The 25,072-nt window shown below is 64.7% G+C and carries 25 protein-coding genes and 2 tRNA genes; 18 read left to right on the forward strand and 9 right to left on the reverse strand.

Features of this window, described 5'->3' with window-relative positions; all coding sequences use genetic code 11:
- Nucleotides 1-81: 81 nt before the first annotated feature.
- A complete protein-coding gene (locus ToN1_RS17990) occupies nt 82-768 on the reverse strand; it encodes a Crp/Fnr family transcriptional regulator (RefSeq protein WP_169206321.1) in 687 nt (228 codons plus the stop codon).
- Nucleotides 769-907: 139 nt separating this feature from the next.
- On the opposite strand from ToN1_RS17990, the gene ToN1_RS17995 reads away from it, so the two are divergent.
- Genes ToN1_RS17995 through ToN1_RS18005 form a run of 3 tightly spaced genes read left to right on the forward strand, consistent with a single transcriptional unit; the run spans nt 908 to nt 3,025 of the window.
- A complete protein-coding gene (locus tag ToN1_RS17995) occupies nt 908-2,095 on the forward strand; it encodes an NnrS family protein (protein ID WP_169206322.1) in 1,188 nt (395 codons plus the stop codon).
- Between the two features lie 4 nt (nt 2,096-2,099).
- Nucleotides 2,100-2,498 (forward strand): SirB2 family protein, encoded by a 399-nt coding sequence (locus tag ToN1_RS18000; RefSeq protein ID WP_169206323.1) that lies wholly within the window; start codon nt 2,100-2,102, stop codon nt 2,496-2,498.
- Nucleotides 2,495-3,025, forward strand: coding sequence for a hemerythrin domain-containing protein (locus tag ToN1_RS18005; protein ID WP_169206324.1), 531 nt, complete (start codon nt 2,495-2,497; stop codon nt 3,023-3,025). The genes ToN1_RS18000 and ToN1_RS18005 overlap by 4 nt, the downstream gene beginning before the upstream one ends.
- 39 nt (nt 3,026-3,064) lie before the next feature.
- Here the strand turns inward: ToN1_RS18005 and fnr are convergent, their stop codons facing one another.
- The gene (fnr, locus tag ToN1_RS18010) at nt 3,065-3,805 is read right to left on the reverse strand and encodes a fumarate/nitrate reduction transcriptional regulator Fnr (RefSeq protein ID WP_169125191.1); all 741 of its coding nucleotides are present in this window, start codon (nt 3,803-3,805) and stop codon (nt 3,065-3,067) included.
- 133 nt (nt 3,806-3,938) lie between these two features.
- Between fnr and hemN the strand changes: the two genes are divergently transcribed.
- Both hemN and ToN1_RS18020 read left to right on the forward strand, forming a co-directional pair.
- On the forward strand, nt 3,939-5,330 hold the full coding sequence (gene hemN, locus ToN1_RS18015) for an oxygen-independent coproporphyrinogen III oxidase (protein ID WP_169125076.1): 1,392 nt from the start codon (nt 3,939-3,941) through the stop codon (nt 5,328-5,330).
- A gap of 128 nt (nt 5,331-5,458) precedes the next feature.
- Nucleotides 5,459-6,166 (forward strand): sulfite exporter TauE/SafE family protein, encoded by a 708-nt coding sequence (locus ToN1_RS18020; protein WP_169206325.1) that lies wholly within the window; start codon nt 5,459-5,461, stop codon nt 6,164-6,166.
- Between the two features lie 43 nt (nt 6,167-6,209).
- Here the strand turns inward: ToN1_RS18020 and ToN1_RS18025 are convergent, their stop codons facing one another.
- On the reverse strand, nt 6,210-6,638 hold the full coding sequence (locus ToN1_RS18025; RefSeq protein ID WP_211162120.1) for a MerR family DNA-binding protein: 429 nt from the start codon (nt 6,636-6,638) through the stop codon (nt 6,210-6,212).
- Between the two features lie 179 nt (nt 6,639-6,817).
- Between ToN1_RS18025 and ToN1_RS18030 the strand changes: the two genes are divergently transcribed.
- A complete protein-coding gene (locus ToN1_RS18030; RefSeq protein WP_425305838.1) occupies nt 6,818-9,163 on the forward strand; it encodes a heavy metal translocating P-type ATPase in 2,346 nt (781 codons plus the stop codon).
- 24 nt (nt 9,164-9,187) lie between these two features.
- Nucleotides 9,188-9,397: a heavy-metal-associated domain-containing protein gene (locus tag ToN1_RS18035; protein WP_169206327.1), complete on the forward strand. Its 210-nt coding sequence runs from the start codon at nt 9,188-9,190 to the stop codon at nt 9,395-9,397.
- Between the two features lie 15 nt (nt 9,398-9,412).
- Here ToN1_RS18035 and ToN1_RS18040 read toward each other — a convergent pair whose 3' ends face one another.
- Nucleotides 9,413-9,868, reverse strand: coding sequence for an energy transducer TonB (locus ToN1_RS18040; protein ID WP_244860822.1), 456 nt, complete (start codon nt 9,866-9,868; stop codon nt 9,413-9,415).
- A 528-nt stretch (nt 9,869-10,396) separates the two neighbouring features.
- On the opposite strand from ToN1_RS18040, the gene ppa reads away from it, so the two are divergent.
- Nucleotides 10,397-10,927, forward strand: coding sequence for an inorganic diphosphatase (gene ppa, locus ToN1_RS18045; protein WP_169125081.1), 531 nt, complete (start codon nt 10,397-10,399; stop codon nt 10,925-10,927).
- 75 nt (nt 10,928-11,002) lie between these two features.
- Here the strand turns inward: ppa and ToN1_RS18050 are convergent, their stop codons facing one another.
- On the reverse strand, nt 11,003-11,401 hold the full coding sequence (locus ToN1_RS18050) for an MliC family protein (protein ID WP_169208865.1): 399 nt from the start codon (nt 11,399-11,401) through the stop codon (nt 11,003-11,005).
- Nucleotides 11,402-11,567: 166 nt separating this feature from the next.
- Between ToN1_RS18050 and ToN1_RS18055 the strand changes: the two genes are divergently transcribed.
- Together ToN1_RS18055 and ToN1_RS18060 are read left to right on the forward strand one after the other, a co-directional pair.
- On the forward strand, nt 11,568-13,193 hold the full coding sequence (locus ToN1_RS18055) for an NAD+ synthase (RefSeq protein WP_169208866.1): 1,626 nt from the start codon (nt 11,568-11,570) through the stop codon (nt 13,191-13,193).
- A gap of 51 nt (nt 13,194-13,244) precedes the next feature.
- Nucleotides 13,245-13,583 (forward strand): P-II family nitrogen regulator, encoded by a 339-nt coding sequence (locus tag ToN1_RS18060; protein WP_169125084.1) that lies wholly within the window; start codon nt 13,245-13,247, stop codon nt 13,581-13,583.
- Between the two features lie 12 nt (nt 13,584-13,595).
- Here ToN1_RS18060 and ToN1_RS18065 read toward each other — a convergent pair whose 3' ends face one another.
- Nucleotides 13,596-14,579, reverse strand: a complete 984-nt coding sequence (locus ToN1_RS18065; RefSeq protein ID WP_210147857.1) for a Smr/MutS family protein — start codon at nt 14,577-14,579, stop codon at nt 13,596-13,598.
- An 88-nt stretch (nt 14,580-14,667) separates the two neighbouring features.
- A complete protein-coding gene (gene trxB, locus ToN1_RS18070; RefSeq protein ID WP_169208867.1) occupies nt 14,668-15,621 on the reverse strand; it encodes a thioredoxin-disulfide reductase in 954 nt (317 codons plus the stop codon).
- Nucleotides 15,622-15,848: 227 nt separating this feature from the next.
- Here trxB and ToN1_RS18075 point away from each other — a divergent pair, with 227 nt between their 5' ends.
- From ToN1_RS18075 to ToN1_RS18090, 4 genes are all read left to right on the forward strand, one after another.
- A complete protein-coding gene (locus ToN1_RS18075) occupies nt 15,849-16,520 on the forward strand; it encodes a Crp/Fnr family transcriptional regulator (protein WP_169208868.1) in 672 nt (223 codons plus the stop codon).
- A 112-nt stretch (nt 16,521-16,632) separates the two neighbouring features.
- Nucleotides 16,633-18,948, forward strand: coding sequence for a DNA translocase FtsK (locus ToN1_RS18080; protein WP_210147858.1), 2,316 nt, complete (start codon nt 16,633-16,635; stop codon nt 18,946-18,948).
- On the forward strand, nt 18,945-19,586 hold the full coding sequence (gene lolA / locus ToN1_RS18085; RefSeq protein WP_483297055.1) for an outer membrane lipoprotein periplasmic chaperone LolA: 642 nt from the start codon (nt 18,945-18,947) through the stop codon (nt 19,584-19,586). The genes ToN1_RS18080 and lolA overlap by 4 nt, the downstream gene beginning before the upstream one ends.
- 14 nt (nt 19,587-19,600) lie before the next feature.
- The gene (locus tag ToN1_RS18090; RefSeq protein WP_169206155.1) at nt 19,601-20,941 is read left to right on the forward strand and encodes a replication-associated recombination protein A; all 1,341 of its coding nucleotides are present in this window, start codon (nt 19,601-19,603) and stop codon (nt 20,939-20,941) included.
- A 16-nt stretch (nt 20,942-20,957) separates the two neighbouring features.
- Here ToN1_RS18090 and ToN1_RS18095 read toward each other — a convergent pair whose 3' ends face one another.
- Nucleotides 20,958-21,221, reverse strand: a complete 264-nt coding sequence (locus tag ToN1_RS18095) for a hypothetical protein (RefSeq protein ID WP_169206154.1) — start codon at nt 21,219-21,221, stop codon at nt 20,958-20,960.
- A gap of 265 nt (nt 21,222-21,486) precedes the next feature.
- Here ToN1_RS18095 and serS point away from each other — a divergent pair, with 265 nt between their 5' ends.
- Nucleotides 21,487-22,770: a serine--tRNA ligase gene (serS, locus tag ToN1_RS18100; protein WP_169206153.1), complete on the forward strand. Its 1,284-nt coding sequence runs from the start codon at nt 21,487-21,489 to the stop codon at nt 22,768-22,770.
- On the opposite strand, the gene mltF is transcribed toward serS, so the two are convergent.
- On the reverse strand, nt 22,767-24,182 hold the full coding sequence (gene mltF, locus ToN1_RS18105; protein WP_244860823.1) for a membrane-bound lytic murein transglycosylase MltF: 1,416 nt from the start codon (nt 24,180-24,182) through the stop codon (nt 22,767-22,769). The genes serS and mltF overlap by 4 nt on opposite strands.
- 257 nt (nt 24,183-24,439) lie before the next feature.
- On the opposite strand from mltF, the gene ToN1_RS24965 reads away from it, so the two are divergent.
- The 3 genes from ToN1_RS24965 to ToN1_RS18120 all read left to right on the forward strand — a co-directional run bounded on the left by ToN1_RS24965 (nt 24,440) and on the right by ToN1_RS18120 (nt 25,031).
- Nucleotides 24,440-24,577, forward strand: coding sequence for a carboxymuconolactone decarboxylase family protein (locus ToN1_RS24965; protein ID WP_342344155.1), 138 nt, complete (start codon nt 24,440-24,442; stop codon nt 24,575-24,577).
- Between the two features lie 250 nt (nt 24,578-24,827).
- Nucleotides 24,828-24,917: transfer RNA gene (locus ToN1_RS18115), tRNA-Ser, on the forward strand.
- Between the two features lie 37 nt (nt 24,918-24,954).
- Nucleotides 24,955-25,031, forward strand: a tRNA-Arg gene (locus ToN1_RS18120).
- The last annotated feature ends 41 nt before the right edge of the window (nt 25,032-25,072 follow it).

The raw sequence follows: 25,072 nt of genomic DNA on the forward strand, positions 1-25,072 counted from the left end.
GCTACCCCCGATTGACGCCTGTCAAGGTGACCCGAAGCCTGCGCACCGAGAATCCCCTGAAAGCCCCGCCGCGGGTGCCGGTCAGCCCTGATGGCGGGCCAGGCGGGCGGGGTCCAGCAGGGAGATGTGCTTACCGTGTACCGTGATGAGTCCGGCTTCGGACAGGTCGTGAAAAATCCGCGACAGCGTTTCGGGGGTCAGATTGAGCCGCGAGGCGATGACCTGCTTGCTCGTCGGCAGGGCGATGTCGCAGGCGCCGTCGCTCTCGCCATCGACCTGCTGCAGCAGATAGCCGATCACCCGCTGCATGCTCGAGCGCAGGGAGTAGGTCTCGACGTCCTGGATCATGCCATGCAGTCGGATCGCCATGCCGGCGAGGAGTTTGCGTGCGAATCCCGGATCCTGGTCGATGAGTTCCGACACGACCGCCTGGCCAATGTGCAGCAATTGCGTCGCGCTGAGGGCTTCGGCGAACACCGGGTACGGGCGGTTGAGGAACATCACGGCCTCGCCGAAGGTGTGCATCGGGCTGATGATCTCGACGACCTTTTCGTTGCCTTGAGCGGACGACACGGCGAGCTTCATCTGACCCGAAACGACGTAGTAGAAGCCGTGCACGGGGGCGCCGCGCTGGAACAGGATTTCGCCCTTCTCGAGATGGCGTTCGCGGGTGAAGCGGGCAACACGGTCGATCTCCTCTGCGGTCAGTTCGCCGAAGAAAGAAACTTGGCGCAGCGCGGTGGGGATATCGACTGGACGGTTGGGCATTTCAGACTCCGTGGGGAAACTTGTGCATTCTAACCCGCAACCCAACACGGGCCGCGACCCTGCGGCCCGGAGACTGTCTCCGCTGGGCGCGACAACGGACAAGGCGCAGGGAGGGGCAAAGCCGACCTCGAGCACCTTCATGCTGTTTGTCGCGCCGCACCGGGCAATGTTCCTGTCCGGCGGAGTGATGCTTCTCGTGAGCTTTGCGCTGTGGGCTGCCGAACTCGGCGCCCGCGCCGGGCTGCTGCCCGCGATCGGATGGGTTTTTCCACCGGGGTGGATGCACGCACTGCTCGTGACGGGCGGCATTTTTCCCTTCTTCATGTTCGGATTTCTCCTCACCGCGATGCCACGCTGGCAGGGATATGACGAGATTGCGGAGGGCCGCTGGCTGTGGTCGTGGCGCCTGCTCGCAGCCGGTTGGGCGCTCGTTACCGTGGGGATGGTTGTGCCGGGCGTTGCCGTGGGCGGCTTGGTGTTCGTGCTCGCTGGATGGGGCGGGATGCAGCGCATCCTGTGGCAGGTCGCGCATCATGGCGACCTCGAGGCGCTGCATGCCCGCCTCGTGTGCTACGCAATGATCGCGGGCATGTTGGCCGTTCTTGCCTGGCTGAGTTTTGCGCTGAGCGGCGATCCGGTCTGGGCGCGCATCGCGATCGAGCTTGCGGTGTTCTGCTCGCTGCTGCCGGTGTTCTTCGGCGTGTGCCATCGCATGGTGCCCTTCTTCTCCAGCAGCGTGATCCCTTCCTACGTCATGGTGCGTCCGCTGTGGGTCATGGTGCTGGTCGTCGGCGGCAGCGTCACGCATGCCCTGATCGACGTCGCGGGATGGTTGTCGCTGCGCTGGATCGTCGACGTCCCCGCTGCCGTTGCCGCCCTGTGGCTGTCACGGCAGTGGCGGCCGGTGCCGGCGATGAAGGTACCCCTTCTGGGCATGCTCCACATCGGGTTTCTGTGGCTGGGAATCGCGCTGACGCTCTTCGCAATCCAGAGCGTGGCGTCGCTGCTGGGGTACAGCATCCTGGGCATGGCTCCACTGCATGCGCTGGGTGTCGGATTCTTCGGGTCCGTCCTGATGGCGATGGTGTCGCGGGTCACGCTCGGGCACTCGGGGCGCAAGCTCGCAGCAGATCGCCTGACCTGGGGGCTTTTCCTCGGTCTCGAAGCCGTGGTCGTCGTGCGGATCGCGGCCGAACTCGTCCCCACAGGCTGGTCGGCGCTCGTCATGCTGCTGGCTGTGCTAGGTTGGCTGGGCGTGTTCGGCGCCTGGGCGACGCGCTATCTGCCGATCTACTGGCGGCCGCGCAGCGACGGGCGCCCGGGTTGAGCGCATGTACCTGACGGTCAAGCACTTGCACATCCTGTGCGCGATTCTGAGCATCAGCGGCTTTCTGCTGCAGGGCGTGTGGATGATGCTGCGTAGCCCCCTGGTGGATCACCGCGTCACGCGCACTCTGCCGCATGTGATCGACACTGTGTTTCTCGGCAGCGCGATCACGTTGGCGACGATGAGCGGCCAGTACCCCTTGGTCGCGCCTTGGGTCACCGCAAAGGTTGTCGCGCTTGTCGGCTATATTCTTCTTGGGGCGACCGCGCTGCGCTGGGGACGCAACATGCGCGTCCGGGTAATGGCGCTGCTCGCGGCCCTGCTTGTCTTTTCATGGATCGTGTCGGTGGCGCTGAGCAAGAACCCGGCAGGATTCCTCGCGTTTGCCGGAGTTCTCCAATGACCGAATCGCTGATCCCTTCTTCACCCGGTTTCGAGACGCCTCTCGAGATGCTCGAGGCCTGCCATGAGCGCCTGCAGGCGCAGCTTGCGACCCTGGCACGGCTCGCCGCATGGCTGCCGGAGCATGGTCCCGACAAGCAGGCGCAGCAGGCGGCCGTCAACGTTATGCGTTACTTCGACGTCGCCGCCGTGAAGCATCATCAGGACGAGGAGGACGACCTTTTCCCCGTCCTGCGCGCGCGTGCCGATGAGGCCCGGCGTGCAGAACTCGGCGCGCTCATCGACTGGATCCTTGCCGATCACCAGAAGCTCTTTGCCGGCTGGGCGCGGATGCGCGCACGTCTCGAGCGCATTGCCGCCGGAGAAGGGGCCGATCTCACGGCTGCGGACGTCGACGCGTTTGCGGGCGCCTATCGCAGCCACATTGAGCGCGAGGAAGGCGAACTGCTGCCGATTGCGCGCAAGCTGCTGTCCGAAGAAGACATCGCCGCCCTGTCCGGCACGATGACTGCGCGACGGCGTCAATAACGCCCGCGGCCGGCGGACGTATGATGGTGGAAAACTCCTTCAGGGGCGCGGCGTGGGGTGCTGGATCAGCCGTTTCAGGCCGACGATGTCCAGAATGCGGATGTGCTTCTGCTGAACCGCGATCAGCCCTTCGTCCTGGAACTTCGAAAAGGCACGTGACACCGTCTCGAGCTTGAGGCCCAGATAGGAGCCGATCTCCTCGCGGGTCATGCGGAGGTGGAACTCCGCCGGAGAAAAGCCGCGTGCCGTGAAACGCTGGGACATGTTGAGCAGGAAGGCCGCCAGGCGCTCCTCCGCACGCATCGAGCCAAGGAGGGTCATCACGCCATGGTCGCGCACGATTTCGCGGCTCATCACTTTGTGGAACTGCAGCTGCAGTCCCTCGACCACGCGCGACAGTTCCTCGAGCTTGCTGTAGGCGATCACGCACACCTCGCTGTCTTCCAGCGCGATCGCGTTGCAGGAATGGGCTTCGGTGCTGATGCCGTCGAGTCCGAGCATTTCCCCGGTCATCTGGAACCCGGTGACCTGTTCGCGTCCGTCCTCGAGCAGCACGTCGGTCTTGAACGAGCCGGCGCGGATCGCGTAGATTGCCTCGAAAGGATCTCCCGCGCGATACAGGTGCTGCTGGCGCTTGATCTTGCGACGTGCGCCGACGAGTTCGTCGAGACGGTCGATTTCCGATTCCGACATCCCGAACGGCAGGCACAACTCGACCAGATTGCACTGGGAGCATGCGACCTTCAGACTCGCAACTGTAATCGGCACCGTCGCCTTCATTTGCACGATAATATTGTTCCTTCTACGACGACCGAGAAGTGGCAGGCGCCCGTCGGAATGTACCGTTGATCCACGTCAACCACGAAACTGCGGCTTTTTGAGATCGTACGGAATGCACTCAAGCGATACAACCATGACCAGTCAGAAAGACCTAGTTTTCGACCAGCAGTTGATTCGTCGGTTCGACATCAACGGGCCGCGCTACACGTCCTACCCGACGGCCGATCGCTTCGTCGAAGCGTTCGATGCCCGTGCGTTGCGGGACTGGCTGGCGCAGCGCGGTGTGGGCGGCGTGAGTAAACCGCTTTCATTATACTTCCACATCCCCTTCTGTAACACGATCTGCTATTACTGCGCGTGCAACAAGATCATCACCAAGGATCACGCGCGCTCGGCCAAGTACCTGAAATATCTCGATAAGGAAATCGAGATGCAGGCGGCCGCGCTGGGCGGCAGCCATCAGGTCACGCAGCTGCACTTGGGCGGCGGCACGCCGACCTTCCTGTCGCACGACGAGCTGCGCCAGCTCATGGACTCGGTGCGCAAGCGCTTCACGCTGGTGCCGAACGGCGAATACTCGATCGAGGTCGATCCTCGCAAGGTCGATTTCGATACGGTCAAGCTGCTGGCCGACCTTGGCTTCAACCGCATGAGTGTCGGTGTGCAGGACTTCAACGAGGACGTGCAGGAGGCGGTCAATCGCATCCAGAGCTACGACGAAACGAAGCTCGTGATCGACGCCGCCCGTGCCACCGGCTTCAAGTCGATCAGCATGGACCTGATCTACGGCCTGCCGCGCCAGAACATCATCAGCTTCAACCGCACGCTCGAACAGGTGCTGGAGCTGTCGCCCGATCGCATCTCGCTGTACAGCTACGCCCACCTGCCGGGCCTGTTCAAGCCGCAGCGGCGCATCGCGATCAACGACATGCCGACGTCCGACACCAAACTGCAGATCCTGCAGCTGGCGATTCGCCGCCTGACCGAGGCGGGCTATGTCTACATCGGCATGGACCACTTTGCGAAGCCGGACGACGAGCTGACGATCGCGCAGCGCCAGGGGCGCCTGCACCGGAATTTCCAGGGCTATTCGACGCAGGCCGAGTGCGACCTGCTGGCCTTCGGCGTCTCGGCGATCGGCAAGATCGGTCCGGTGTACTCGCAGAACGTGAAGACGCTCGACGAGTACTACGATGCCCTCGATCGCGACGAACTGCCCGTCCTGCGCGGCATCGAGCTCACCGCCGACGACCTGCTGCGCCGCTCGATCATCCAGGCCCTGATGTGCCATTTCGAGCTGTCGATCGACTCGATCGAGATCGCACACCTGATCAAGTTCGACGAGTATTTCGCCGACGAGCTCGAGGATCTCAAGGCGATGGAGGAAGCCGGGCTGCTGAAGGTCAGCGACAAGTGGATCAGCGTGCTGCCCCCGGGGCGTCTTCTGGTGCGGGGAATCGCAATGGTGTTCGACCGCTACCTGCGCGCCGATCGCGAGCGCGCGCGCTATTCGAAGGTCATCTGAGCCGAGCCGGCAGCCCGCGGGCTCGGGCTGTGCAGGGCAGGAGAAGGTGATACAGTGCGGGCGTCCTCAGGCGCCCGTTTCTTTTGGTGCCGCGGCCCCGGGCTTCTTCTGTCTTTCCCATCGTTGCCATGCCTGAAACCGGTTACATCGCAGCCTTCCTGATCGGCCTTCTGGGAGGCACGCACTGCGTCAGCATGTGTGGTGGCATCGTCGGCGCGCTCACCGTGAACTTGCCTGGCCGGGCCGGTCGCCAGTGGCAAGTGCACCTCGCCTACAACCTCGGCCGGATCGCGACCTACACGGTGCTGGGCGGTGCGCTCGGTGCCCTCGGCACGGTCGGCATGCTTTTCTCGAACATCCTGCCGGTGCAGATGGGCCTGTACGTGCTCGCGAACCTGATGCTGGTCGCCCTGGGCTTGTACTTGACCGGCTTCACACGCCTGCTTGCGCCCGTCGAACGCGCCGGCCTCGTGCTGTGGAAACGCGTGCAACCTTTCACTACACGCTTCATCCCCGCCCGTTCGGCCGGCCAGGCTTTGCCGCTGGGGCTGCTGTGGGGATTCCTGCCCTGCGGCCTCGTCTATAGCGTGCTGACGACCGCGCTGGTGACCGGTTCGGCAGGGCGCGGGGCGGGGCTGATGCTGGCCTTCGGGCTTGGTACCCTGCCCAACCTGATGCTTGCGGGGATGGTGTTCAAGCGCTTCCGCGACATCACGCGCAACCGCCGCGTCCGCTTCGTCGCCGGAATGCTCGTGCTTGGCTTCGGTGTGTTCGGGCTGTTCCATGCACCCAGCCTCGGCGGCGCGCTGTGGCGCGGCGTCGTGTGCGAGGTGTGAGGACGCGGTTGAACCGTCGGTGTGCTCGGCCGGGCGCGAGCCTTCACTCGCGTGCAGGGGGTTCGGCGGCGTTCGCGAGGGTGTGGAGGATCGGGCAGGGGGCGGGCGCCTCCGTATGCTCGCAACAGGAAACGAGCCCCTGCAGCGCACTGCGCATCTCCTCCAGCTGGCGGATGCGCGACTCGACATCCGCGATCTTCGCCTGGGCGAACGCGCGTGCCCGTTCGCGGTCTGTTTCTTCGTCCAGCGCGAGCAGCTCGGCGACCTCGTCGAGGCTGAAGCCGAGCGCTTGGGCGCGACGGATGAAGCGCAGGCGAGCGACTTCGTCCATTCCGTATACGCGGAACGCGCCCCGGTGGGCGCCGTTCGCCGCGAGCAGGCCGCGACGCTGGTAATAGCGCACGGTTTCGACGCCGACTTCGGCGGATTTCGCCAGTGCACCGATGGTGAGGGTACTGATGGGGGGGCTCATGGGGGTTGACTCCGTACTTCGGTACGGGGTTTAGACTGCCACCAGACGTTCCGTTCCGCAAGCGGCGAACGGGCTGTGCGGATCCGGGGAGGATCCGCGACCTGGCGAATGGAGTGGTGCAGATGAGTGCTCCCGAAACGACAATGAAGAGCCCGACACTGGAGTTGCCGGTGTCCGGAATGACCTGCGCCGCGTGTGCGGCGCGTATCGAAAAGGTGCTGAAACGTTTGCCGGGTGTGGACGCTTCGGTCAATCTCGCAGCGGAAAAGGCGCGTGTGAGTTTCAGCGATCCGGCCAGCGGACCGGAGCAGGTGATCGCGGCGATCCGCAAGGCAGGCTTCGATGTGCCGCAGGCGACGATGGAGCTGGCCATCACGGGCATGACCTGTGCGGCGTGCGCGACTCGGTTGGAGAAGGTGCTCAACCGGCTGCCGGGTGTCGATGCGACGGTGAATTTTGCGACCGAACGCGCGACGCTGCGCTTCCAGCCGGGGCTCGTCGTTCCCGAGGCCATTCGCGCGGCCGTGCGTCGCGCGGGCTTCGAAGGGGTGGAAACGGGCATTGCCGCTCGCGAGCAGCAGCGCCTGCAGCAGGCGCAGACGTGGAAGTCGGACATGCGGCGCTTCTGGATCGCCGCGCTGCTCACATTGCCGCTGCTGGCACAGATGCCCCTGATGTTCGGCGGGCAATGGGAAGGTGCGCACGAACTCGTTCCCCGCTGGTTGCAGCTGCTGCTCGCCACGCCGGTGCAGTTCTGGATCGGCGCGCGCTTCTACCGCGGTGCCTGGTCCGCCCTGCGCGGGGGCGGGGCCAACATGGATGTGCTGGTGGTGCTCGGCACCTCGATGGCGTGGATCTACAGCACGGTGGTGACGCTGCTCGGTCGTCACGACCTGCACGTGTATTTCGAGGCGTCGGCGACGATCATCACGCTGATCCTGCTCGGCAAGTTGCTCGAAGCGCGCGCCAAGGCGCGCACGACGGCGGCACTTGATGCCTTGCTGCGGCTGCAGCCTAAGCTCGCGTTCGTCGAGCGCGACGGCGAGATCGTTTCCGTTCCGGTGGAGACACTGCAGCCTGACGACCGTTTTGTGGTGCGCCCCGGCGATGCGATCCCGGTGGATGGTGAGGTCGAGTCGGGCGAGTCCGCGATCAACGAGGCGATGCTGACCGGGGAAAGCATGCCGGTCGACAAGCGCCCGGGCGACAAGGTCTTTGCCGCCACCCTGAATGGACAGGGAGTCTTGCGCTGCCGTGCGACCGGGGTCGGGGCGCACACGCTGCTGGCGGGAATAATTCGCATGGTCGAGCAGGCGCAGGGATCGAAGGCGCCCGTGCAGCGACTCGCGGACCGCATCGCGGCCGTTTTCGTCCCCGTCGTCGTGGCGATAGCGACGCTTACTTTCGTGGGTTGGTGGTGGCTGGCGGGTGACTTCGCCCAGGCATTGATCAGCGCCGTTGCGGTGTTGGTGATTGCATGCCCCTGCGCGCTCGGGCTTGCGACGCCCACCGCGATCATGGTTGGAACGGGGCAGGGTGCCCGCGCGGGCATGCTGGTGAAGAATGCCGAGGCGCTCGAGCTGGCGGAAAGGATCAAGGTGCTCGCGGTGGACAAGACTGGCACGCTGACGGAAGGGGCTCCGGAGGTGAGCGACGTGATTCCCGCCGCAGGGTGGAGTCGCGAGGACTTGCTAGCGATTGCGGGCGCACTGGAGGCGACGAGCGCCCACCCGATCGCCGCGGCGATTGTCCGTGCCGTGCGCGAATCCGGGGGGCAGCGACCTTCCGCGGAAGAGCTAGTGGCTGTCGGGGGCAAGGGGCTTGCGGGGCGCGTCGATGGGCGTGAGGTGCTCATCGGCACGCCGGGTTTCCTCGATGAGCGGCAGGCCTCGGTGGACGCTGCGGTTTGCGAGCGGATGGCGGCGGGGGGCAATACCCTCGTGGCCGTGGCCGTGGATGGCGTGTTTGCCGGTGTCATCGGCGTGGCCGACCGCGTCCGCGCCGATTCGGCTGCGGCGGTGGCCCGGCTCAAGGCGCGCGGTCTGCGGGTGGTGATGCTGACCGGCGATCACCCGGCCACGGCCGCCGCGATTGCGGCGCAGACGGGCATCGAGGACTGGCGCGCCGGCGTGCTGCCGGGAGACAAGGCCGCGGCGGTGCAGGCGCTCGCAGGCCACGGACGGGTGGGAATGGCGGGCGACGGCATCAACGACGCTCCCGCGCTCGCGGCCGCCGACGTATCGTTTGCAATCGGTGTCGGCGCCGACGTCGCGGTTGAAGCGGCGGACATCACGCTGGTGAGGAACAGCCTGCATGGGGTGGCGGATGCGATTGAGTTGTCGCGCGCGACGCTGTCCAAGATTCGGCAGAATCTGTTCTTTGCCTTCATCTACAACGTGCTGGGCATCCCCCTGGCGGCGCTGGGTCTCCTCAATCCGGTAATTGCCGCGGCGGCGATGGCGATGAGTTCGGTTTCGGTGGTCACCAATTCGCTGTTGCTGCGGCGTTGGGCGCCGGACCGATGAGCCGATTTCCCGGGAGAAACTGAAATGGCGGAAGTGACAATCAAGGTCGAGGATATGAGTTGCGGCGGCTGTGTGCGCAACGTGACGGCGGTGCTCAAAGCACTGCCGGGGGTGAGCGATGTCCAGGTGTCGCTCGAAGCTGCACAGGCTGTGGTCCGGTACGATCCGGAAAAAGTGTCGGTCGAGGCGATGCGCGCGGCGGTGGAGGATGCCGGCTTCGGCAGTCCTGCCTGACAAGGCTCGCGACGCTCAGTCGTCCAGCCTGAAGACGATGGGCACCAGCAGTGAGCTTTCGATGGGTGTCTCGCCTTGGCGAGCCGGCACGAATCGCCATGACTGCACGGTTTCCCGGGCGGCGTCGTCTAGCCGCGGATGCCCGCTGCTGTGAGCGATTTCCACGCCTTCGGCGCGCCCGTCGGCGCGCACGCGCACGCGCAGCGTGACCTTCCCCTGTTCGCCGCGCCGCCGCGACAGCTTCGGATACTGCGGTGCAGGGTTCTCGAGATAAGCGGCGTCGTACCGCGGCGCTTGAAACGACGCCCCGGCAGCGGTCGCGCTCGTTACCGGCGCTGCTTCCTTGACCCCGGCATGCGCCGAGGTATCTCGGGTTGTGGGGGCGTGCGGGTCCCCACCGGGCTCCGGCTCTGCCTGCGGCTGCGGCGAGTGCGTGTCAGGCGCCGCACGTCCGGCGGAAGCAGCGGCCAATTCCGCGGAAGGAGGGGGGGCCGCAGGAACATCCGCCCGACGTCCCCGGGGCTGGGCAGGGGGCGGGGCGGCCATCTTCCGGGCCGGAACGGCCAGATGCGCGACGGGAGCAGCGTGTGGATCGGGTGAGGCGAGGTGTGCCCCGGACCGAGGCTGGGCGTCCGCGGCAAGCAGGCGGACGCTGATGGCCGCGGCTTCGGCCGGCTGCGGCTCCTGCTGCGGATCGCCTCCCAGCCCGGAGAGCGCGGCCAGCCCGGCCGCGTGTGCGCCGGCGACCGCGGCCAGCCATCCCCAATGGACTGCTCGCAGCCCTTGTTTCGGGTGGCGTGATGGTGGCGATGCCGTGGGAGGCGGAGCTTGCATCCGGAGCTGGGGTGTTCGTGCAGTCAGGGCGCGCGATTATAGCGTGCCGGGCAGAATGCCCGGGGCGCCTGGTTCCCCCGGCTGGTCGCCGAATGTTTCAAGCTGCCGACGACGGGGTGCATTTCCACATATAATTCGCCCACAAAATTTTCACGGGAGGGAAGTATGGGTTTCGATCAGGTGAAGGCCGGCAAGGACGTGCCGAACGACATCAACGTCATCATCGAGATTCCGGCTCAGGCCGATCCGATCAAGTTCGAGGTGGACAAGGACAGCGGTGCGGTGTTCGTCGACCGCTTCATGGGTACCTCGATGCGCTACCCGATCAACTACGGCTATGTTCCGCACACCATCGCTGGTGACGGCGACCCGGTCGACGTGCTGGTCGTGACGCCCTTCCCGCTGCTCCCGGGGGTGGTGATCCGCTGCCGTCCCGTCGGCGTGCTGAAGATGGAAGACGAGTCGGGCCAGGACGCGAAGGTCGTCGCGGTTCCCGTCTCCAAGCTGACCCCGCTGTACGACAAGGTGCAGACCACCGATGACCTGCCCGAGCTGCTGATGAAGCAAACTGTGCATTTCTTCGAGCACTACAAGGATCTCGAGCCGGGCAAGTGGGTCAAGGTGCTGGGCTGGGGTTCGGTCGAAGATGCCAAGAAGGAAATCCTCGACGGCCTGAACAACGCTGCCGGGAAGTAATCACGGCACCGTTCGCAGGATGACGATGGCCCGCCAGAGCGCGGGCCATCTGCTTTTCTGGGGCGGATGAAAGCTCTACCCGAGCTTGCAGTCACTGGCCAGCGGCTTGTTCGTGTCCCGGTCGAGGAGGATGCTCTTCCACGGCAGATCGATCCATACCAGGCCGCTGCGTTCGTCTTCGAAGCGCGGCAGTCCCGAGTGCGACGGATTGCGCGCGAGTTGGTAGCGTTTGCCGCTCCAGCCGATGTGAACCGCGCTGGCATTGCCGGCGGGGCGCTGGACGTCGACGCGCCGCCCCATGTCGCAGCGATAGGTGCCGCTCGCAAGCTGGAATTCGAGTTGCCGATTCTCCGTGCTCGCCGGGATGTCGAGGACGCCGGGTTCCGTTCCCGTGCCTGCGGAGGGCGCAGGCGGCGTGCTCGAACATGCGGCGAGGGCGAGAAGCGGAGCGAGGAGCGCGAAGCGGACGGGCATCGAATGATCCGTTGGGAAACTTGATGATTGCATTCTAGTTCCCCGCTGTCGGGCGTCGTGCGGGCTGCCCGCGGTCAAGCGTAACAGAAGGTTTCCCGTATCAGGCGGGCCGTTCGCGCAGGCGCCCGGCTGCCGGGATGCGGGCCGACGCGGTATAGTTGCGCCCATGAAACTGCATGCTCAATCGCTCTCCATCGCCGTTGCCCAGCTGAATTGTACGGTGGGCGACCTGAAGGCGAACGCCGACCGGATCATTCGCGCCGTCGAACAGGCCCGCACGCTCGGCGCCGACCTCGTCCTGACCCCGGAGCTCGCGCTGTCTGGCTACCCGCCCGAGGACTTGTTGCTTCGCCCCGATTTCTATCGCGCCTGCGAGCGTGAAGTGGCGCGCATCGCCGGGCATACTCAGGGCATGACGCTCGTGCTCGGCCATCCGGAGGCGCGCCAGGCCAAGCGCTACAACGCGGCGTCGGTGATTCGAGACGGCCGAATCCTGACGACGTACCACAAGCATCATCTGCCGAACTACGAGGTGTTCGACGAGGAGCGCTATTTCGACCACGGGCGCGCCGCGTGCGTGTTCGAAGTGAAGGGCGTGAAGCTCGGCGTGAATATCTGCGCGGACCTGTGGGAGCCGGGTCCCGCAGAACTTGCCCGTGCCGAGGGGGCCCAGGTGCTGCTCGGTCTCAATGCCTCTCCCTACCACATGAACAAGCTGCAGCGACGTTATGAGGTGCTGCGCGAGCGGGTGGGCGGCACCGGCTTGCCGGTGGTCTACTGCAACATGGTGGGCGGGCAGGACGAACTGGTGTTCGACGGTGCCTCGTTTGCGCTCAACTCGGACGGATCGCTCGCCTGGCAGACGTCCGCGTTCGACGAGCGTCTCGACGTCGTCCGCCTGCAGGGCGGTCGCTGGGCGGATGGCGAGCAGATCGATGCGCGTCCCGTCGAAGCCGAGGTGTATGAGGCGCTCAAGGTGGGCGTGCGTGACTATCTGGGCAAGAACGGTTTTCCGGGCGCCCTGATCGGGCTTTCCGGTGGCATCGATTCGGCCCTGACGCTGTGCATCGCGGTCGATGCTCTCGGCGCCGACAAGGTGCGGGCGGTGATGATGCAATCGCCCTACACCGCACAGATGAGCCTCGACGACTCGCGCGAACTGGTGGCGAACCTCGGTGTCCGTTATGACGAAATCCCCATCGGGCCGGCAATGGAGACCTTCGCGGGCATGCTCGCGGACCAGTTCCATGGCTTGGCGGCGGATACGACCGAGGAGAACCTGCAGAGCCGCATCCGCGGCATGATCCTCATGGCGCTGTCGAACAAGACCGGCGCGATTGTGCTCACAACCGGCAACAAGAGCGAGATGGCGACCGGCTACGCGACGCTGTACGGTGACATGGCAGGCGGTTTCGCGGTGCTCAAGGATCTCTACAAGACCTTCGTATTCAGGCTCGCGCGCTGGCGCAATACCGTCAGTCCGGTGATTCCCGAAAACATCATCACGCGGCCGCCGTCGGCGGAACTCAAGCCCGACCAGAAGGACCAGGATTCGCTGCCGCCTTACGAGGTTCTCGACGCGATCATCGAGGCGTACATGGAACGCGACGAGTCGCCGCGGGACATCATTGCCGCCGGCTACCCGGACGCCGAGGTGCGCCGTACGGTCGCGATGCTCAAGCGCAATGAATACAAGCGCCGGCAGTCGCCGGTCGGCATTCGCGTGACGAAGAGAGGATTCGGCAGAGACTGGCGTTATCCGATAACATCGCGCTATCAGGACGAATATTGACCGAGCCGCGGGCGGTGGGCCGCGTGGCATCATCCCGCCGAGGAGATTCCAATGAAGAAGATTGAAGCCATCATCAAGCCGTTCAAGCTCGACGAAGTCCGCGAGGCACTCTCGGAGGTCGGTATCGCCGGCCTGACAGTGTCGGAGGTGAAGGGTTTCGGCCGCCAGAAGGGGCATACCGAGCTGTACCGCGGCGCGGAGTATGTCGTGGACTTCCTGCCGAAGATCAAGGTCGAGATCGTCATCGGCGACGACCTGGTGGATCAGGCGGTGGAGGCGATCATCAAGGCCGCCCACACGGGGAAGATCGGCGATGGCAAGATTTTCGTGATGCCCGTCGAGCAGGTCGTGCGCATCCGCACCGGCGAGACCAACGAAGCCGCGATCTGAGCGGCACCCCTGTCAAGGGCGGGCTGAATTGCCTGCCCTGAGCAGCACCAGCAGTGCCCCCGAGCCGCCGTCGTGGGGGCCGGCCTGGCAGAACGCCAGGATCTCCTCGCGTTGCGCGAGCCAGCCGCGGGACAGGTGTTTCAAGATCGACTGCTTGCCCGGCGAGCCGTGCCCCTTTCCGTGGATCACGCGCACGCAACGCCGGCCCTGCTGCAGGCTTGCGGCAAGAAAATGTGCGAGTTCCTCACGTGCCTCGTCGCGATTGCAGCCATGCAGGTCGAGCTGGCCCTGCAGCACCCAGCGGCCTCGACGTAAGTCCGTGAGCACGCGGCGCGGCAGGCCCGGCCGCAGGAATGCCGCTTCCTCGCCGGTTTCCAGTCGGTCTTCCAGCGTCATTGGAGCTTCCATCGATTCGCGCAGCGCTTCGCGCTCGTCCTCGACGTGTTTCAGCGGGTGGGGGAGGGGCCGAGGGATATCGACGTCGGCGCGATTGCGCGTGTCCACGGGTTTGGCGCCGCGCACCGCGTAGCGGAAGAGATCGGCCGGATTTGCGCTGTCTGCGTCCGCAGGCAGCAGAAGAAAATCGCGCTCGCGAACGTCCGGGGTAGAGGCCGAGAGGGCGCTGTGATGTCGCGCGTGACGGTGATCAATGCCGACCTCCGCACGATTGCCGTGATCGAGCGGGATGACGTCTTCCATCGCGAAGCGGAAGAGCTCGCCGTCGTCACGGGGTGTCCTTCGCCGCGGTGTTGTCGCAGTCGACTCGTCATCGGCCTCCGGAGTTTGCGGCCGGCGAACGGGGGCAGGTTTCGGCGTCTCGAGCTCGACCCTGCGCGCCGATTGCGGCAGCGGCGTCACGCCCTGAAGCGCTGCGCGGAGCAGGCCTGCGTCGGCCTCGTCCGCTGCGGCGGAGCCGGATTTTCCCGCGTCGCCGCCGGGGGCGGGGCGCTCGATACGGCGACCGAAAACCCGCTCCTCGCGCAGCCCGCCCCGCAAGGAGGCTAGCCCTTCGAACGGGCTGGCTGATCGCCCGCTCGGTTCAGCCGGGCGGGACGTGGCCGGGCGACGCGGGCGCGGCACGGGATCAGCTGCCGAGAGCGTCAAGGTAGCGTTCGGCGTCGAGGGCCGCCATGCAGCCGGTGCCGGCCGAAGTGACAGCCTGGCGGTAGATGTGGTCCTGCACGTCGCCGGCAGCGAACACGCCGCGCACGCTTGTCGCCGTGGCATCACCGCCGCGGCCGCCCTTGGTGACGATGTAGCCGCCTTCCATCTCGAGCTGGCCTTCGAAAATGTCGGTATTCGGCTTGTGGCCGATCGCGATGAACACCCCCTTCAGTGCGACGTCCTTCGTCGCGCCGGTGTTGATGTCCTTGACCCGCATGCCTGTCACCCCGGTGTTGTCGCCGAGCACTTCGTCAAGCGTCGAGTTCAGCACCAGCTCGATCTTGCCCGCGGCGACCTTCTCCATCATCTTGTCGATGAGGATCTTCTCGGCGCGGAATTTCTCGCGGCGGTGGACAACCGTGACCTTGTTGGCAATGTTCGCCAGGTACAAGGCCTCCTCCACGGCAGTGTTGCCGCCGCCGATGACCGCGACGTCCTGGTTCTTGTAGAAGAAGCCGTCGCAGGTTGCGCAGGCGGACACGCCGCGACCCGAGAATTTTTCTTCCGAGGGCAGGCCGAGATACTTGGCCGTGGCGCCCGTCGAAATGATCAGCGCGTCGCAGGTGTATTCGCCGGCGTCGCCGACGAGCCGGAACGGCTTCTCGCCGAGCTTCACGGTGTGGATGTGATCGAAGATCATTTCCGTGTTGAAGCGCTCGGCGTGCTTCTGGAAGCGCGCCATCAGGTCCGGCCCCATGACGCCGTCGGCATCGGCCGGCCAGTTGTCGACCTCGGTGGTGGTCATCAGCTGACCGCCCTGCGCCAGACCGGTGATGAGGACCGGATTCAGGTTCGCGCGTGCAGCATAGACGGCAGCGGTGTAGCCGGCCGGGCCGGAACCGAGGATGAGCAGGCGGGCGTGCTTGGTCGTCATGGCGTTGTCTTCTTTCTGGTTGGCAATCCGCAAATTATAGCCGAGGGGCATGGGCGATCGATCCAATGGTCGTGATAGGTTCCGGCAATCACAGGCGCGATCTCGATGGTCGAGCAGGGCGGGGTATGGATTCGGGCGGAATTTGTCGGCACTATAATGCGATGTACATTTGACGCATCGTTCGGATTGGCGTCGATCCTCATTGCACTGCTGCTTCCGGAGGTTCCATGACACAGGCTACTGCAGTTTCCACGGCCGCTCTCAGGACGTTTCCACTGTTCCAGGGGCTGTCCGACGAGACCTTGCTGGCGGTGGCGCATTCGGCCGTGATGCGGCGCATCCCGCGCGGCCAGGGCGTGCTGCACGCGGGTGACCGCAGCGACTTCGTGTATTTCGTGCTCACCGGCAGCCTCAAGGTGATCGTCAGCGACGAGGATGGGCGCGAGGTGATCCTCAGCATCCTCGGTCAGGGCGAGCTCTTCGGCGAGATGGGCATGTTCGGCGAGCAGCCGCGGTCGGCGTCGGTTGTCGCGGTGACGCCGGCGGACCTGGTGCTGATCGCCAAGCACGACTTCCGGCGCATCATGCAGGAGAACTTCGAGGTGGCCTGGCGCATCATGTGCAACCTGGCCGACCGGCTGCGCAATGCCGATCGCAAGATCGAATCGCTTGCGTTGATGGACGTGTACGGGCGGGTCGCGCGGCTGCTGCTGGAGATGTCGGAAGACGTCGATGGCAAGGTCGTCGTCGTGCGCAAGATCACCAAGCAGGACATTGCGAAGATGATCGGCGCCTCGCGCGAGATGGTGAGCCGCGTGATGAAGGATCTCGGTGCGCAGGGGCTCATCGAGGAAACGGATCACGGCATCGTGCTGCGCGACCGCCTCAACGACGTCTGAGGGTCGGGGCGCGGGAGCGCCTGTATCGCTTCGCAACAGCTTCGTCGGTCGGGGTGGCTGATCGCATATAATCGCGAATTGTCGATTTTCCTGGGCCCTCGTTCCCGCGCCGATGTCGTCCCGTCAGTCTTCCCGTTCCCAGCCTCTGCCGGAACGGATTTCCCTCCTGCTGCAGGAAGCGCGCTGGCTGATCCTGGGCGTGATGTCCTTGTATGTCGGGCTGGTCCTGCTTGGCTACAGCAAGTCCGATCCTGGCTGGTCACACGCGGCGGAAGTCGCTCGCGTGAGCAATCCCGGGGGGCGCTTCGGCGCCTGGCTTGCCGATCTGCTCTACTACCTGTTCGGCCTTTCCGCGTGGTGGTGGGTGGTGTTCCTGGGTTACGCGCTGGTGTGGGGTTTCCGGCGCCTGCGCCATGACCTGCGGCTCGACCGCCGTTCCTTCTTCTTCGTGCTGACGGGCTTCTTCGTCGTGCTGCTGTCGAGCAGCGCGCTCGAGTCGCTGCGCTTCTACTCGCACGGCGCGAGTGTGCCGCTGGCGCCGGGCGGCCTCGTCGGCGTCGAGATGGGCCAGCTTGTCCAGCGCTATCTCGGTTTCACGGGCGGCACGCTGATGCTTCTGGCGCTGTTCGCCTCCGGCCTGAGCCTGTTTTCGGGCATTTCCTGGTTGTCGGTAATCGAGCGCGTCGGACTTGCGCTGGAGCAGGCGTGGCAAGGCACGCAGGCCGCGTGGCACGGATGGCAAGACCGCAAGGCCGGTCAGCAGGTCGCCCAGAAACGCGAGGCGGTCGTCGAAACGAAACGTCGCAAGACGGTGGCTACTCCCGCGCCGCAGCTGCGCATCGAGCCCGCAGTCGTCGAGGTGCCCAAGTCCGAGCGCGTCGAGAAGGAACTCCGCCAGGAGCGACAGCAGTCGCTGTTTGCCGACTTGCCGACCTCGGTCGGGGCGATCCCACCGTTAAGCCTGCTCGATCAGCCCTCGGGCGATGTGGAGCCGCCCTCGGCCGAGTCGCTGGAATTCACCTCGCGCCTGATCGAAACCAAGCTTGGTGACTTCGGCGTGGAGGTCAAGGTTCTGGCGGCCTACCCGGGGCCGGTGGTGACGCGCTACGAGATCGAGCCAGCGACGGGCGTGAAGGGCAGCCAGGTCGTGAATCTCGGCAAGGACCTTGCGCGTGCGCTGTCGCTGGTGTCGATCCGCGTTGTCGAGACGGTGCCGGGCAAATCCTGCATGGCGCTCGAACTTCCCAACGCGAAGCGTCAGACCGTGCGCCTGTCCGAGATCCTCGGCTCCAAGGCGTATCACGACATGCATTCGCCGCTGACCGTGGCGCTGGGCAAGGACATCGGCGGTCAGCCGGTGGTCGCGGACCTCGGCAAGATGCCGCACCTGCTGGTCGCCGGCACGACCGGTTCGGGCAAGTCGGTCGGGATCAACGCCATGATTCTGTCGCTGCTGTACAAGGCGGGCCCGGAGAAGGTGCGCCTGATCATGGTCGACCCGAAGATGCTGGAGCTGTCGATCTACGAGGGCATCCCGCACCTGCTCGCGCCGGTCGTCACGGACATGAAGCATGCGGCCAACGCGCTCAACTGGTGCGTGGTCGAGATGGACAAGCGCTACAAGCTGATGGCTGCGGTCGGCGTGCGCAACCTCGCCGGCTTCAACAAGGCCGTCGTCGAAGCGGAAAAGGCCGAGAAGCCGCTCACCAACCCGTTCGCGATCAACCCCGACAACCCGGAGCCGCTCGAGCAGCTGCCGCATATCGTCGTGATCGTCGACGAGCTCGCCGACATGATGATGGTGGTCGGCAAGAAGGTCGAGGAACTGATCGCACGACTCGCGCAGAAGGCGCGCGCGGCGGGCATCCACCTGATCCTCGCGACGCAGCGTCCGTCGGTCGACGTCATCACCGGCCTGATCAAGGCCAACGTGCCGACGCGTATCGCCTTCCAGGTGTCGAGCAAGATCGATTCGCGCACCATCCTCGACCAGATGGGGGCGGAAACCTTGCTGGGTATGGGCGACATGCTGTACCTGGCCCCGGGCACGGGCCTGCCCGTGCGCGTGCACGGCGCCTTCGTCGCCGACGAGGAGGTGCACAAGGTCGTCGATCACCTCAGGCGCAGCAGCGGTCCGCCGGATTATGTGGAGGGCATCCTGTCCTCCCCGGACGACGATCTCGAAGCGGCGCTCGGCGGGGGCGGGGGCAGCGAGGGGGATGGCGAGGCCGACCCCTTGTACGATCAGGCGGTCGAAGTGGTCATCAAGACGCGTCGTCCGTCGATTTCGCTGGTGCAGCGCCACCTGCGCATCGGCTACAACCGTGCAGCGCGCCTGATCGAGCAGATGGAGCGTGCCGGGTTGGTGTCGGCGATGGGAACGAACGGCAACCGCGAAGTGATCGTGCCGGCCAAGGAGGGCGAGTGAGTCGTAGCGGAGGTGTCATCAGGACGGGGCTGCGTCTCGGCGCGGCGTTGATGCTGACTTGCGCGGCGGGCGTCGCTTCCGCAGGCGGAATCGCGCAGTTGCGCCAGTTCATCGACGGCGCGCGCACCGCGCAGGGGGAATTCGAGCAGACCGTGTTCGCGGCATCGGGGCGCAAACCGCAACGCGCCAGCGGCAGCTTCATGTTCGCGCGCCCCGGCAAATTCCGCTGGACCTACGACAAGCCGTACACGCAGGTGCTGGTCAGCGACGGCGACAAGCTGTGGTCCTGGGATCGCGATCTGAACCAGGTCACGGTGAAGCGTCTGGGCGATGCGCTGGGTAGCACGCCCGCTGCGATCCTAGCCGGTGACGACGCGATCGAGCGCAATTTCGAGCTCGCCGAGGCCGGTACCGAGGACGGGCTGGAGTGGGTGAATGCAAAACCCCGCCGGGCTGAAAGCAGCTTCGAGTCGATGCGCATGGGTTTCGCGGGCGGCGTGCTCAGGCGCATGGAGCTGAAGGACAACTTCGGGCAGACGACGCTGATCGAGTTCCGCTCGCTGGTTGCCGGTGCGCGCCCCGATCCCGCGCAGTTCCGCTTCGTGCCGCCGCCCGGCGCCGACGTTATCGGCGACTGAGGCAAGCACTGGCGATGGCTGATCTCTTCGATTCGGTGGAGCCGTCGCGCGTGCCGCTCGCCGAGCGGATGCGGCCGAAACGGCTCGACGAGATCGCCGGCCAGCGTCATCTCGTCGGCCCGGGAAAGCCGTTGCGGCTCGCCTTCGAGTCCGGCAAGCCGCATTCGATGATCCTGTGGGGGCCGCCAGGCGTCGGCAAGACCACCCTCGCGCGCCTGATGGCCCACGCCTTCGATGCCGAGTTCGTCGCCCTGTCGGCAGTGTTCTCCGGCGTCAAGGACATTCGCGAAGCGGTCAGCCAGGCGCAGGCTGCCAAGGCACGTGGCCGTCACACGATCCTCTTCGTGGACGAGGTGCATCGCTTCAATAAGGCCCAGCAGGATGCCTTCCTGCCCTACGTCGAGCAGGGGCTGCTCACGTTCATCGGTGCGACGACGGAGAATCCGTCCTTCGAGGTCAATTCGGCGCTTCTGTCGCGTGCTGCGGTGTACGTGCTCGAGCCGCTCGATGCCGAGGCGATGGGGGGCTTGTTCGAGCGGGGGCGGGCGATCGCGTGCCCGCAACTCGTCTTCGACGAGACGTCGCGCGAGCGCATGATCGGCTTCGCCGACGGGGACGCGCGACGGCTGATGAACCTGATCGAGCAGGTGCAGGTCGCCGCCGAGACCGCCGGCGTCAACCCGGTGACGCCCGAATTCGTCGATGAGGCACTGTCGAGCAAGCTCCGGCGTTTCGATAAGGGCGGAGAAGCCTTCTACGATCAGATCTCAGCCCTGCACAAGTCGGTACGCGGATCGAATCCGGATGCGGCCCTCTACTGGCTGTGCCGGATGCTCGATGGCGGCGCGGACGCCCTGTATCTCGGTCGGCGGCTCGTGCGCATGGCCGTGGAGGACATCGGGCTCGCTGACCCGCGGGCACTCGAAATCGCGCTCAATGCGTGCACCACCTACGAGCGGCTGGGGTCGCCGGAAGGCGAACTGGCGCTCGCGCAGGCGACAGTCTTCCTCGCCTGCGCCGCGAAATCGAATGCCGTCTACAAAGCCTACAACGCAGCGCGGCAATACGTGAGAAATGACGTTTCGCGACCGGTGCCGCTGCACCTGCGCAATGCGCCGACGCGGCTCATGAAAGAGTTGGGTTACGGCAAGACCTACCGTTACGCCCACGACGAGCCGGAAGCCTATGCCGCGGGTGAAACATATCTGCCTGACGGGATGGCCCCGCCTGACTGGTATCGTCCCACGCCCTACGGGATGGAGGCGCGCATCTCAGCCAAGCTCGAGCATCTGCGCGAATTGGACGCTGCCGTGGCGCCGGCCCTGAGGTCGGGCGCGCGCGGCAAGAAAGAGTAAGGCGTTTCCGTCGTTCTCAGTGGGGCAGAGGGTGGTCCGCCATGAAGCGAGCCTGGACGCCCTTTGCGCGTTCGGCCTGAGCGAGGTCGCCGCGCTCCGTGGCGCGGTCGATGAGATCCTGCATGTAGCCAGAGAGCACGAGAACGCCTTCGGGGGTCTGGACCATGCCGCAGACGATTTGTGCTGCCGCGCCATCGGGAATCCCTTCGTGCTCGGCAATCAATGCAACTTCGTCGTCGGTCAAATCGCAGTAATCAAGGCAGTCCCGGATTGACAGCATACCTATCTCCTCAAGTGTGGCGGGCGCCGTCTGCGCGGCGCTCTCTTCGGATATTCACTATAAGCCACGAGGCGCCGAATTCAAGGACGATTTCGCTCGAAATGTGTCGATAAATGGTTGATTTGAATAATATAATTGTGCGCTGCGGTATTCAGGCGATTTTGCCCTAAAATGTAATGCAACAGAACGAGTTGGCGACGGATCATTAAGTATCGTCGCACGAATCATCGCCTATTCATTGAATTGAAAGACTTTCAGGACAGCCATGCTTGACATCCAATTGCTCCGCAACCAGATCGAGGTCGTTACGAACGCGCTGGCGGCGCGCGGCATGACTTTCGACCCGACGGAGTTCCAGTCGCTCGAGACCGAACGCAAGAATCTGCAGACTCGCACTCAGGAACTCCAGGCGCAGCGCAATTCGCTGTCCAAACAGATCGGCATTCTCAAGGGCAAGGGCGAGGACGCCGCGCCTGTGATGGCGCAGGTGGCAGGCATCGGTGACGAGCTGAAGGCCAACGAGCAGGCTCTCTCTGCATTGCTCGTACGCATCGAGACGCTGGTTGCCGGCTTGCCGAACCTGCCGCACGCGAGCGTGCCGGTCGGCGAGGACGAGACTGCGAACGTCGAGGTGAGCCGCTGGGGCACTCCACGCGAATTTGCCTTCGAAGTCAGCGATCACGTTGACGTCGGTGGAGGTCTGGGGGGGTTGGACTTCGAAACTGCAGTGAAGATCACCGGCTCGCGATTCGCGGTAATGCGCGGCGGCGTGGCTCGCATGCACCGCGCGCTGGCGCAGATGATGCTCGACGTGCATACGGGCGAGCATGGCTACACGGAAGTGTATGTACCGTATCTCGTCAATGCGACGAGCATGTTCGGTACCGGCCAGCTGCCCAAGTTCGAGGCCGACCTGTTTGCCGTGCCGTGGGATGAGGGGCGCTTCTACCTTATTCCGACGGCCGAGGTGCCGGTCACCAACATCGTGCGCGGGGAGTTGCTTGCGGGCGACGCCTTGCCCCTGAAGTTCGTTAGCCACACCCCGTGCTTCCGCTCGGAGGCGGGCAGCTACGGGCGTGACACGCGCGGCATGATCCGACAACACCAGTTCGACAAGGTCGAACTCGTCCGGATCGAGCATCCCGACAATTCCTGGGCTGCGCTGGAGGAATTGACCGGGCACGCGGAGGCCATTCTGCGCAAGCTGGAGCTGCCTTATCGCAAGATCGTCCTATGCACGGGTGACATGGGTTTTGCATCCGCAAAGACCTACGACCTGGAGGTATGGCTGCCGGCGCAGAACACGTACCGGGAGATCTCGTCCTGCTCCTGCTTCGAGGGCTTCCAGGCACGTCGCATGCAGGCGCGGTTCAAGAATGCGCAGGGCAAGAACGAACTCGTCCATACCCTCAACGGTTCCGGTCTGGCTGTCGGTCGTACTCTGGTGGCGGTGCTGGAAAATTACCAGCGGGCCGATGGTTCGGTTGTCGTCCCGAAGGCGCTCGTGCCCTACATGGGCGGTATCGAGGTGCTCGAGCCGCGCGGTTAACCGTCGCCCGGAGGGGACGTTCCGGAGGCAGCCCCGAGCTTCAGCCCTCGGGGCTGAAGGGGCGGGACGTAGGCGCCTTCGAGGCGCAGAAGTATGTCGTGATAGTTGCGGATGTTCTCCGCCATGATTACCGCTTCGCCTCCGCGTGCCGCGCCGGCCTTGAGGCGGCTGGCATATTCGGGGCGCGACATGAGGGGGAGTACCGTCTTCATGTCCAACCAGCTGGTGTTGTCCTTGCCCATCCGCTGGGCGATGGTCCGGGCGCCGTTCATGTGCCCCATTCCCAGGTTGTAGGCAGCCACCGCCATCCATGAGCGGTCAGGTTCGGGAACCGCATCCGGCAGTTGTTCCCTGAGCATGGCGAAATAGCGTGCCCCGCCCAGTATGCTTTCGCGCGCATCGAGGCGGTCGCGCACACCCAACCGGTCGGCTGTTTCTGATGTCAACATCATCATCCCCCGCACGCCGGACCACGAGGTGGCGAGGGGCTCCCAGTGCGATTCTTGATATGCGAGCGCAGCGAGAAAGCGCCAATCGATGCCCGTCTGCGCCTGGGCTTCCTGGAAATGGGGGCGATAGCGCGGCAGCCGGGCCTGGATACGTGCGAGGAAGGTCGTGACCGCGGTATCGTCGAGCCGGCGGATATGGCCGAAGTAGCGGTCGGAAAGTCGTGCGAGGGTGTCGTCGGTCCGGATGGTGCTGAGGAAATCTTCCACTTCGGCCGCGAGGCTGCCTTTCGCATCAGGGGGTAGGGCCCAGCCTATCGTCGAGCTTACGGGCAAGTCGTAGACGATTGCCAGATTCGGCAAGGTTTGCGCCGCCAGCGCGAATTGAACGCGGTCCGTGGCGACGAGATCCAGGTGACCTTGGGCGAGTTCGTTGAGCAGGTGCTCATCGGCCGGATTCGACGGGAAATGGAGGTTCATGTCCGGGACCCGTTTGCGAATCTGGTTCAGATAATCGGCGCTCAGAGATCCATGCCGGACAGACACGGTTCGTCGCGTCAAGTCTTTCTCTTCGACGAGGTCGGGACTGTCGGAACGTCCGACGAGGACATAGTCGATCTCGCGTAGCGGACTCGTCCAGGTGAGCGGCAACCGATCGTTTCGGCCGACCCCGGCCGCGGCCAGATGTACCTGTCCCCGGATGACTGCCTCGAGCGCTCGCGTCGCGTCTGGAAAAAGGACGAAGCGAACCGGGACGCCCAGACGCTCGCCCAGTTTCTGCAGGAGATCATGGTCGAAGCCGGAAGCTCTTCCCTCGGTATCGCTGCGATACGACGCCGCTCCAACCCTGGTGGCGACGCGCAGCTCGCCGGCGCTTCTGTAGTCGGCAAGCTGATGCTGGTCAGCAACTTTTGGCGTTGCGCCGGGCTCGCAGCCAGCTAGCAGAAGTGCGGTGGCGATGATCAAAAATGTGCGCAAGCAGTCGTACCATTGAATATAACTGCATGATTCTGATGGAATCCGCTCGATTCGGCAATCCCATGAATATCGCAATGGCATAAGCGCGCCGCCCGCTCCGGAGCTTTTTCTGCCCGGCTCGCTTCTTCTCTAGTAGAAAACAATCAAGTTTTTAGGTGGCAAAATGACCGGGAAGCCCTTTGTCCAGATCACTCGTGACGTGTCCAAGGCGCTCGAAGGCTTGCGGGCGGAAACCCCCCGAAGCAATGAACGGATACAGGCAGTTGGCTCGCGGCGCACTACGCGACGGAGCGCTCTCCGCGCTGAACAAGGAAATGATCGCATTGGCCATCGGTGTCGCCTCACGTTGCGATGCCTGCATCGGTTTCAGGTCAAGGCGTTGATCCGCCTCGGGGTGAGCCGCGAGCAGTTGATGGAGACTCTCGCCATCCGCACCAACATGGGGGAGGGCCGACGCTGATGCACGTGGCGGAAACGATGTGTGCCGACGAAGAGTTTCAAGAAGTTGGGGCGACGGTGCGGGCGTGACGAATGCGGCGTGGCCGTGCATAAAAAAATTTTTGCATTGTTGTTGCTCCGCAGAATTTTCTGCGTATAATTCGGCCTCCCGCAAGGCTAGCCCGTGCGGGAGTCGGAGAGGTGGCAGAGTGGTCGAATGTACCTGACTCGAAATCAGGCGTAGGTGCGAGCCTACCGTGGGTTCGAATCCCACCCTCTCCGCCAGTGGCTGCAGGATTCCGAGAGGGTCGTGCAAGCAAGAGCGCCCGTAGCTCAGTTGGATAGAGTACCTGGCTACGAACCAGGGGGTCGTGGGTTCGAATCCTGCCGGGCGCGCCAAGATTAAAAGCAAAAGGACCAGTCTTTCGACTGGTCCTTTT

The organism is Aromatoleum petrolei (genome assembly GCF_017894385.1).
GTDB classification, from domain to species: domain Bacteria; phylum Pseudomonadota; class Gammaproteobacteria; order Burkholderiales; family Rhodocyclaceae; genus Aromatoleum; species Aromatoleum petrolei.

Bases quoted from the DNA above. Each gene is read 5' to 3' on its own strand.
- ToN1_RS17990 (WP_169206321.1), bottom strand. From the start codon at position 768: ATGCCCAACCGTCCAGTCGATATCCCCACCGCGCTGCGCCAAGTTTCT.
- ToN1_RS17995 (WP_169206322.1), top strand. From the start codon at position 908: ATGCTGTTTGTCGCGCCGCACCGGGCAATGTTCCTGTCCGGCGGAGTG.
- ToN1_RS18000 (WP_169206323.1), top strand. From the start codon at position 2,100: ATGTACCTGACGGTCAAGCACTTGCACATCCTGTGCGCGATTCTGAGC.
- ToN1_RS18005 (WP_169206324.1), top strand. From the start codon at position 2,495: ATGACCGAATCGCTGATCCCTTCTTCACCCGGTTTCGAGACGCCTCTC.
- fnr (WP_169125191.1), bottom strand. From the start codon at position 3,805: ATGAAGGCGACGGTGCCGATTACAGTTGCGAGTCTGAAGGTCGCATGC.
- hemN (WP_169125076.1), top strand. From the start codon at position 3,939: ATGACCAGTCAGAAAGACCTAGTTTTCGACCAGCAGTTGATTCGTCGG.
- ToN1_RS18020 (WP_169206325.1), top strand. From the start codon at position 5,459: ATGCCTGAAACCGGTTACATCGCAGCCTTCCTGATCGGCCTTCTGGGA.
- ToN1_RS18025 (WP_211162120.1), bottom strand. From the start codon at position 6,638: ATGAGCCCCCCCATCAGTACCCTCACCATCGGTGCACTGGCGAAATCC.
- ToN1_RS18030 (WP_425305838.1), top strand. From the start codon at position 6,818: ATGACCTGCGCCGCGTGTGCGGCGCGTATCGAAAAGGTGCTGAAACGT.
- ToN1_RS18035 (WP_169206327.1), top strand. From the start codon at position 9,188: ATGGCGGAAGTGACAATCAAGGTCGAGGATATGAGTTGCGGCGGCTGT.
- ppa (WP_169125081.1), top strand. From the start codon at position 10,397: ATGGGTTTCGATCAGGTGAAGGCCGGCAAGGACGTGCCGAACGACATC.
- ToN1_RS18050 (WP_169208865.1), bottom strand. From the start codon at position 11,401: ATGCCCGTCCGCTTCGCGCTCCTCGCTCCGCTTCTCGCCCTCGCCGCA.
- ToN1_RS18055 (WP_169208866.1), top strand. From the start codon at position 11,568: ATGAAACTGCATGCTCAATCGCTCTCCATCGCCGTTGCCCAGCTGAAT.
- ToN1_RS18060 (WP_169125084.1), top strand. From the start codon at position 13,245: ATGAAGAAGATTGAAGCCATCATCAAGCCGTTCAAGCTCGACGAAGTC.
- trxB (WP_169208867.1), bottom strand. From the start codon at position 15,621: ATGACGACCAAGCACGCCCGCCTGCTCATCCTCGGTTCCGGCCCGGCC.
- ToN1_RS18075 (WP_169208868.1), top strand. From the start codon at position 15,849: ATGACACAGGCTACTGCAGTTTCCACGGCCGCTCTCAGGACGTTTCCA.
- ToN1_RS18080 (WP_210147858.1), top strand. From the start codon at position 16,633: ATGTCGTCCCGTCAGTCTTCCCGTTCCCAGCCTCTGCCGGAACGGATT.
- ToN1_RS18090 (WP_169206155.1), top strand. From the start codon at position 19,601: ATGGCTGATCTCTTCGATTCGGTGGAGCCGTCGCGCGTGCCGCTCGCC.
- ToN1_RS18095 (WP_169206154.1), bottom strand. From the start codon at position 21,221: ATGCTGTCAATCCGGGACTGCCTTGATTACTGCGATTTGACCGACGAC.
- serS (WP_169206153.1), top strand. From the start codon at position 21,487: ATGCTTGACATCCAATTGCTCCGCAACCAGATCGAGGTCGTTACGAAC.
- ToN1_RS24965 (WP_342344155.1), top strand. From the start codon at position 24,440: ATGAACGGATACAGGCAGTTGGCTCGCGGCGCACTACGCGACGGAGCG.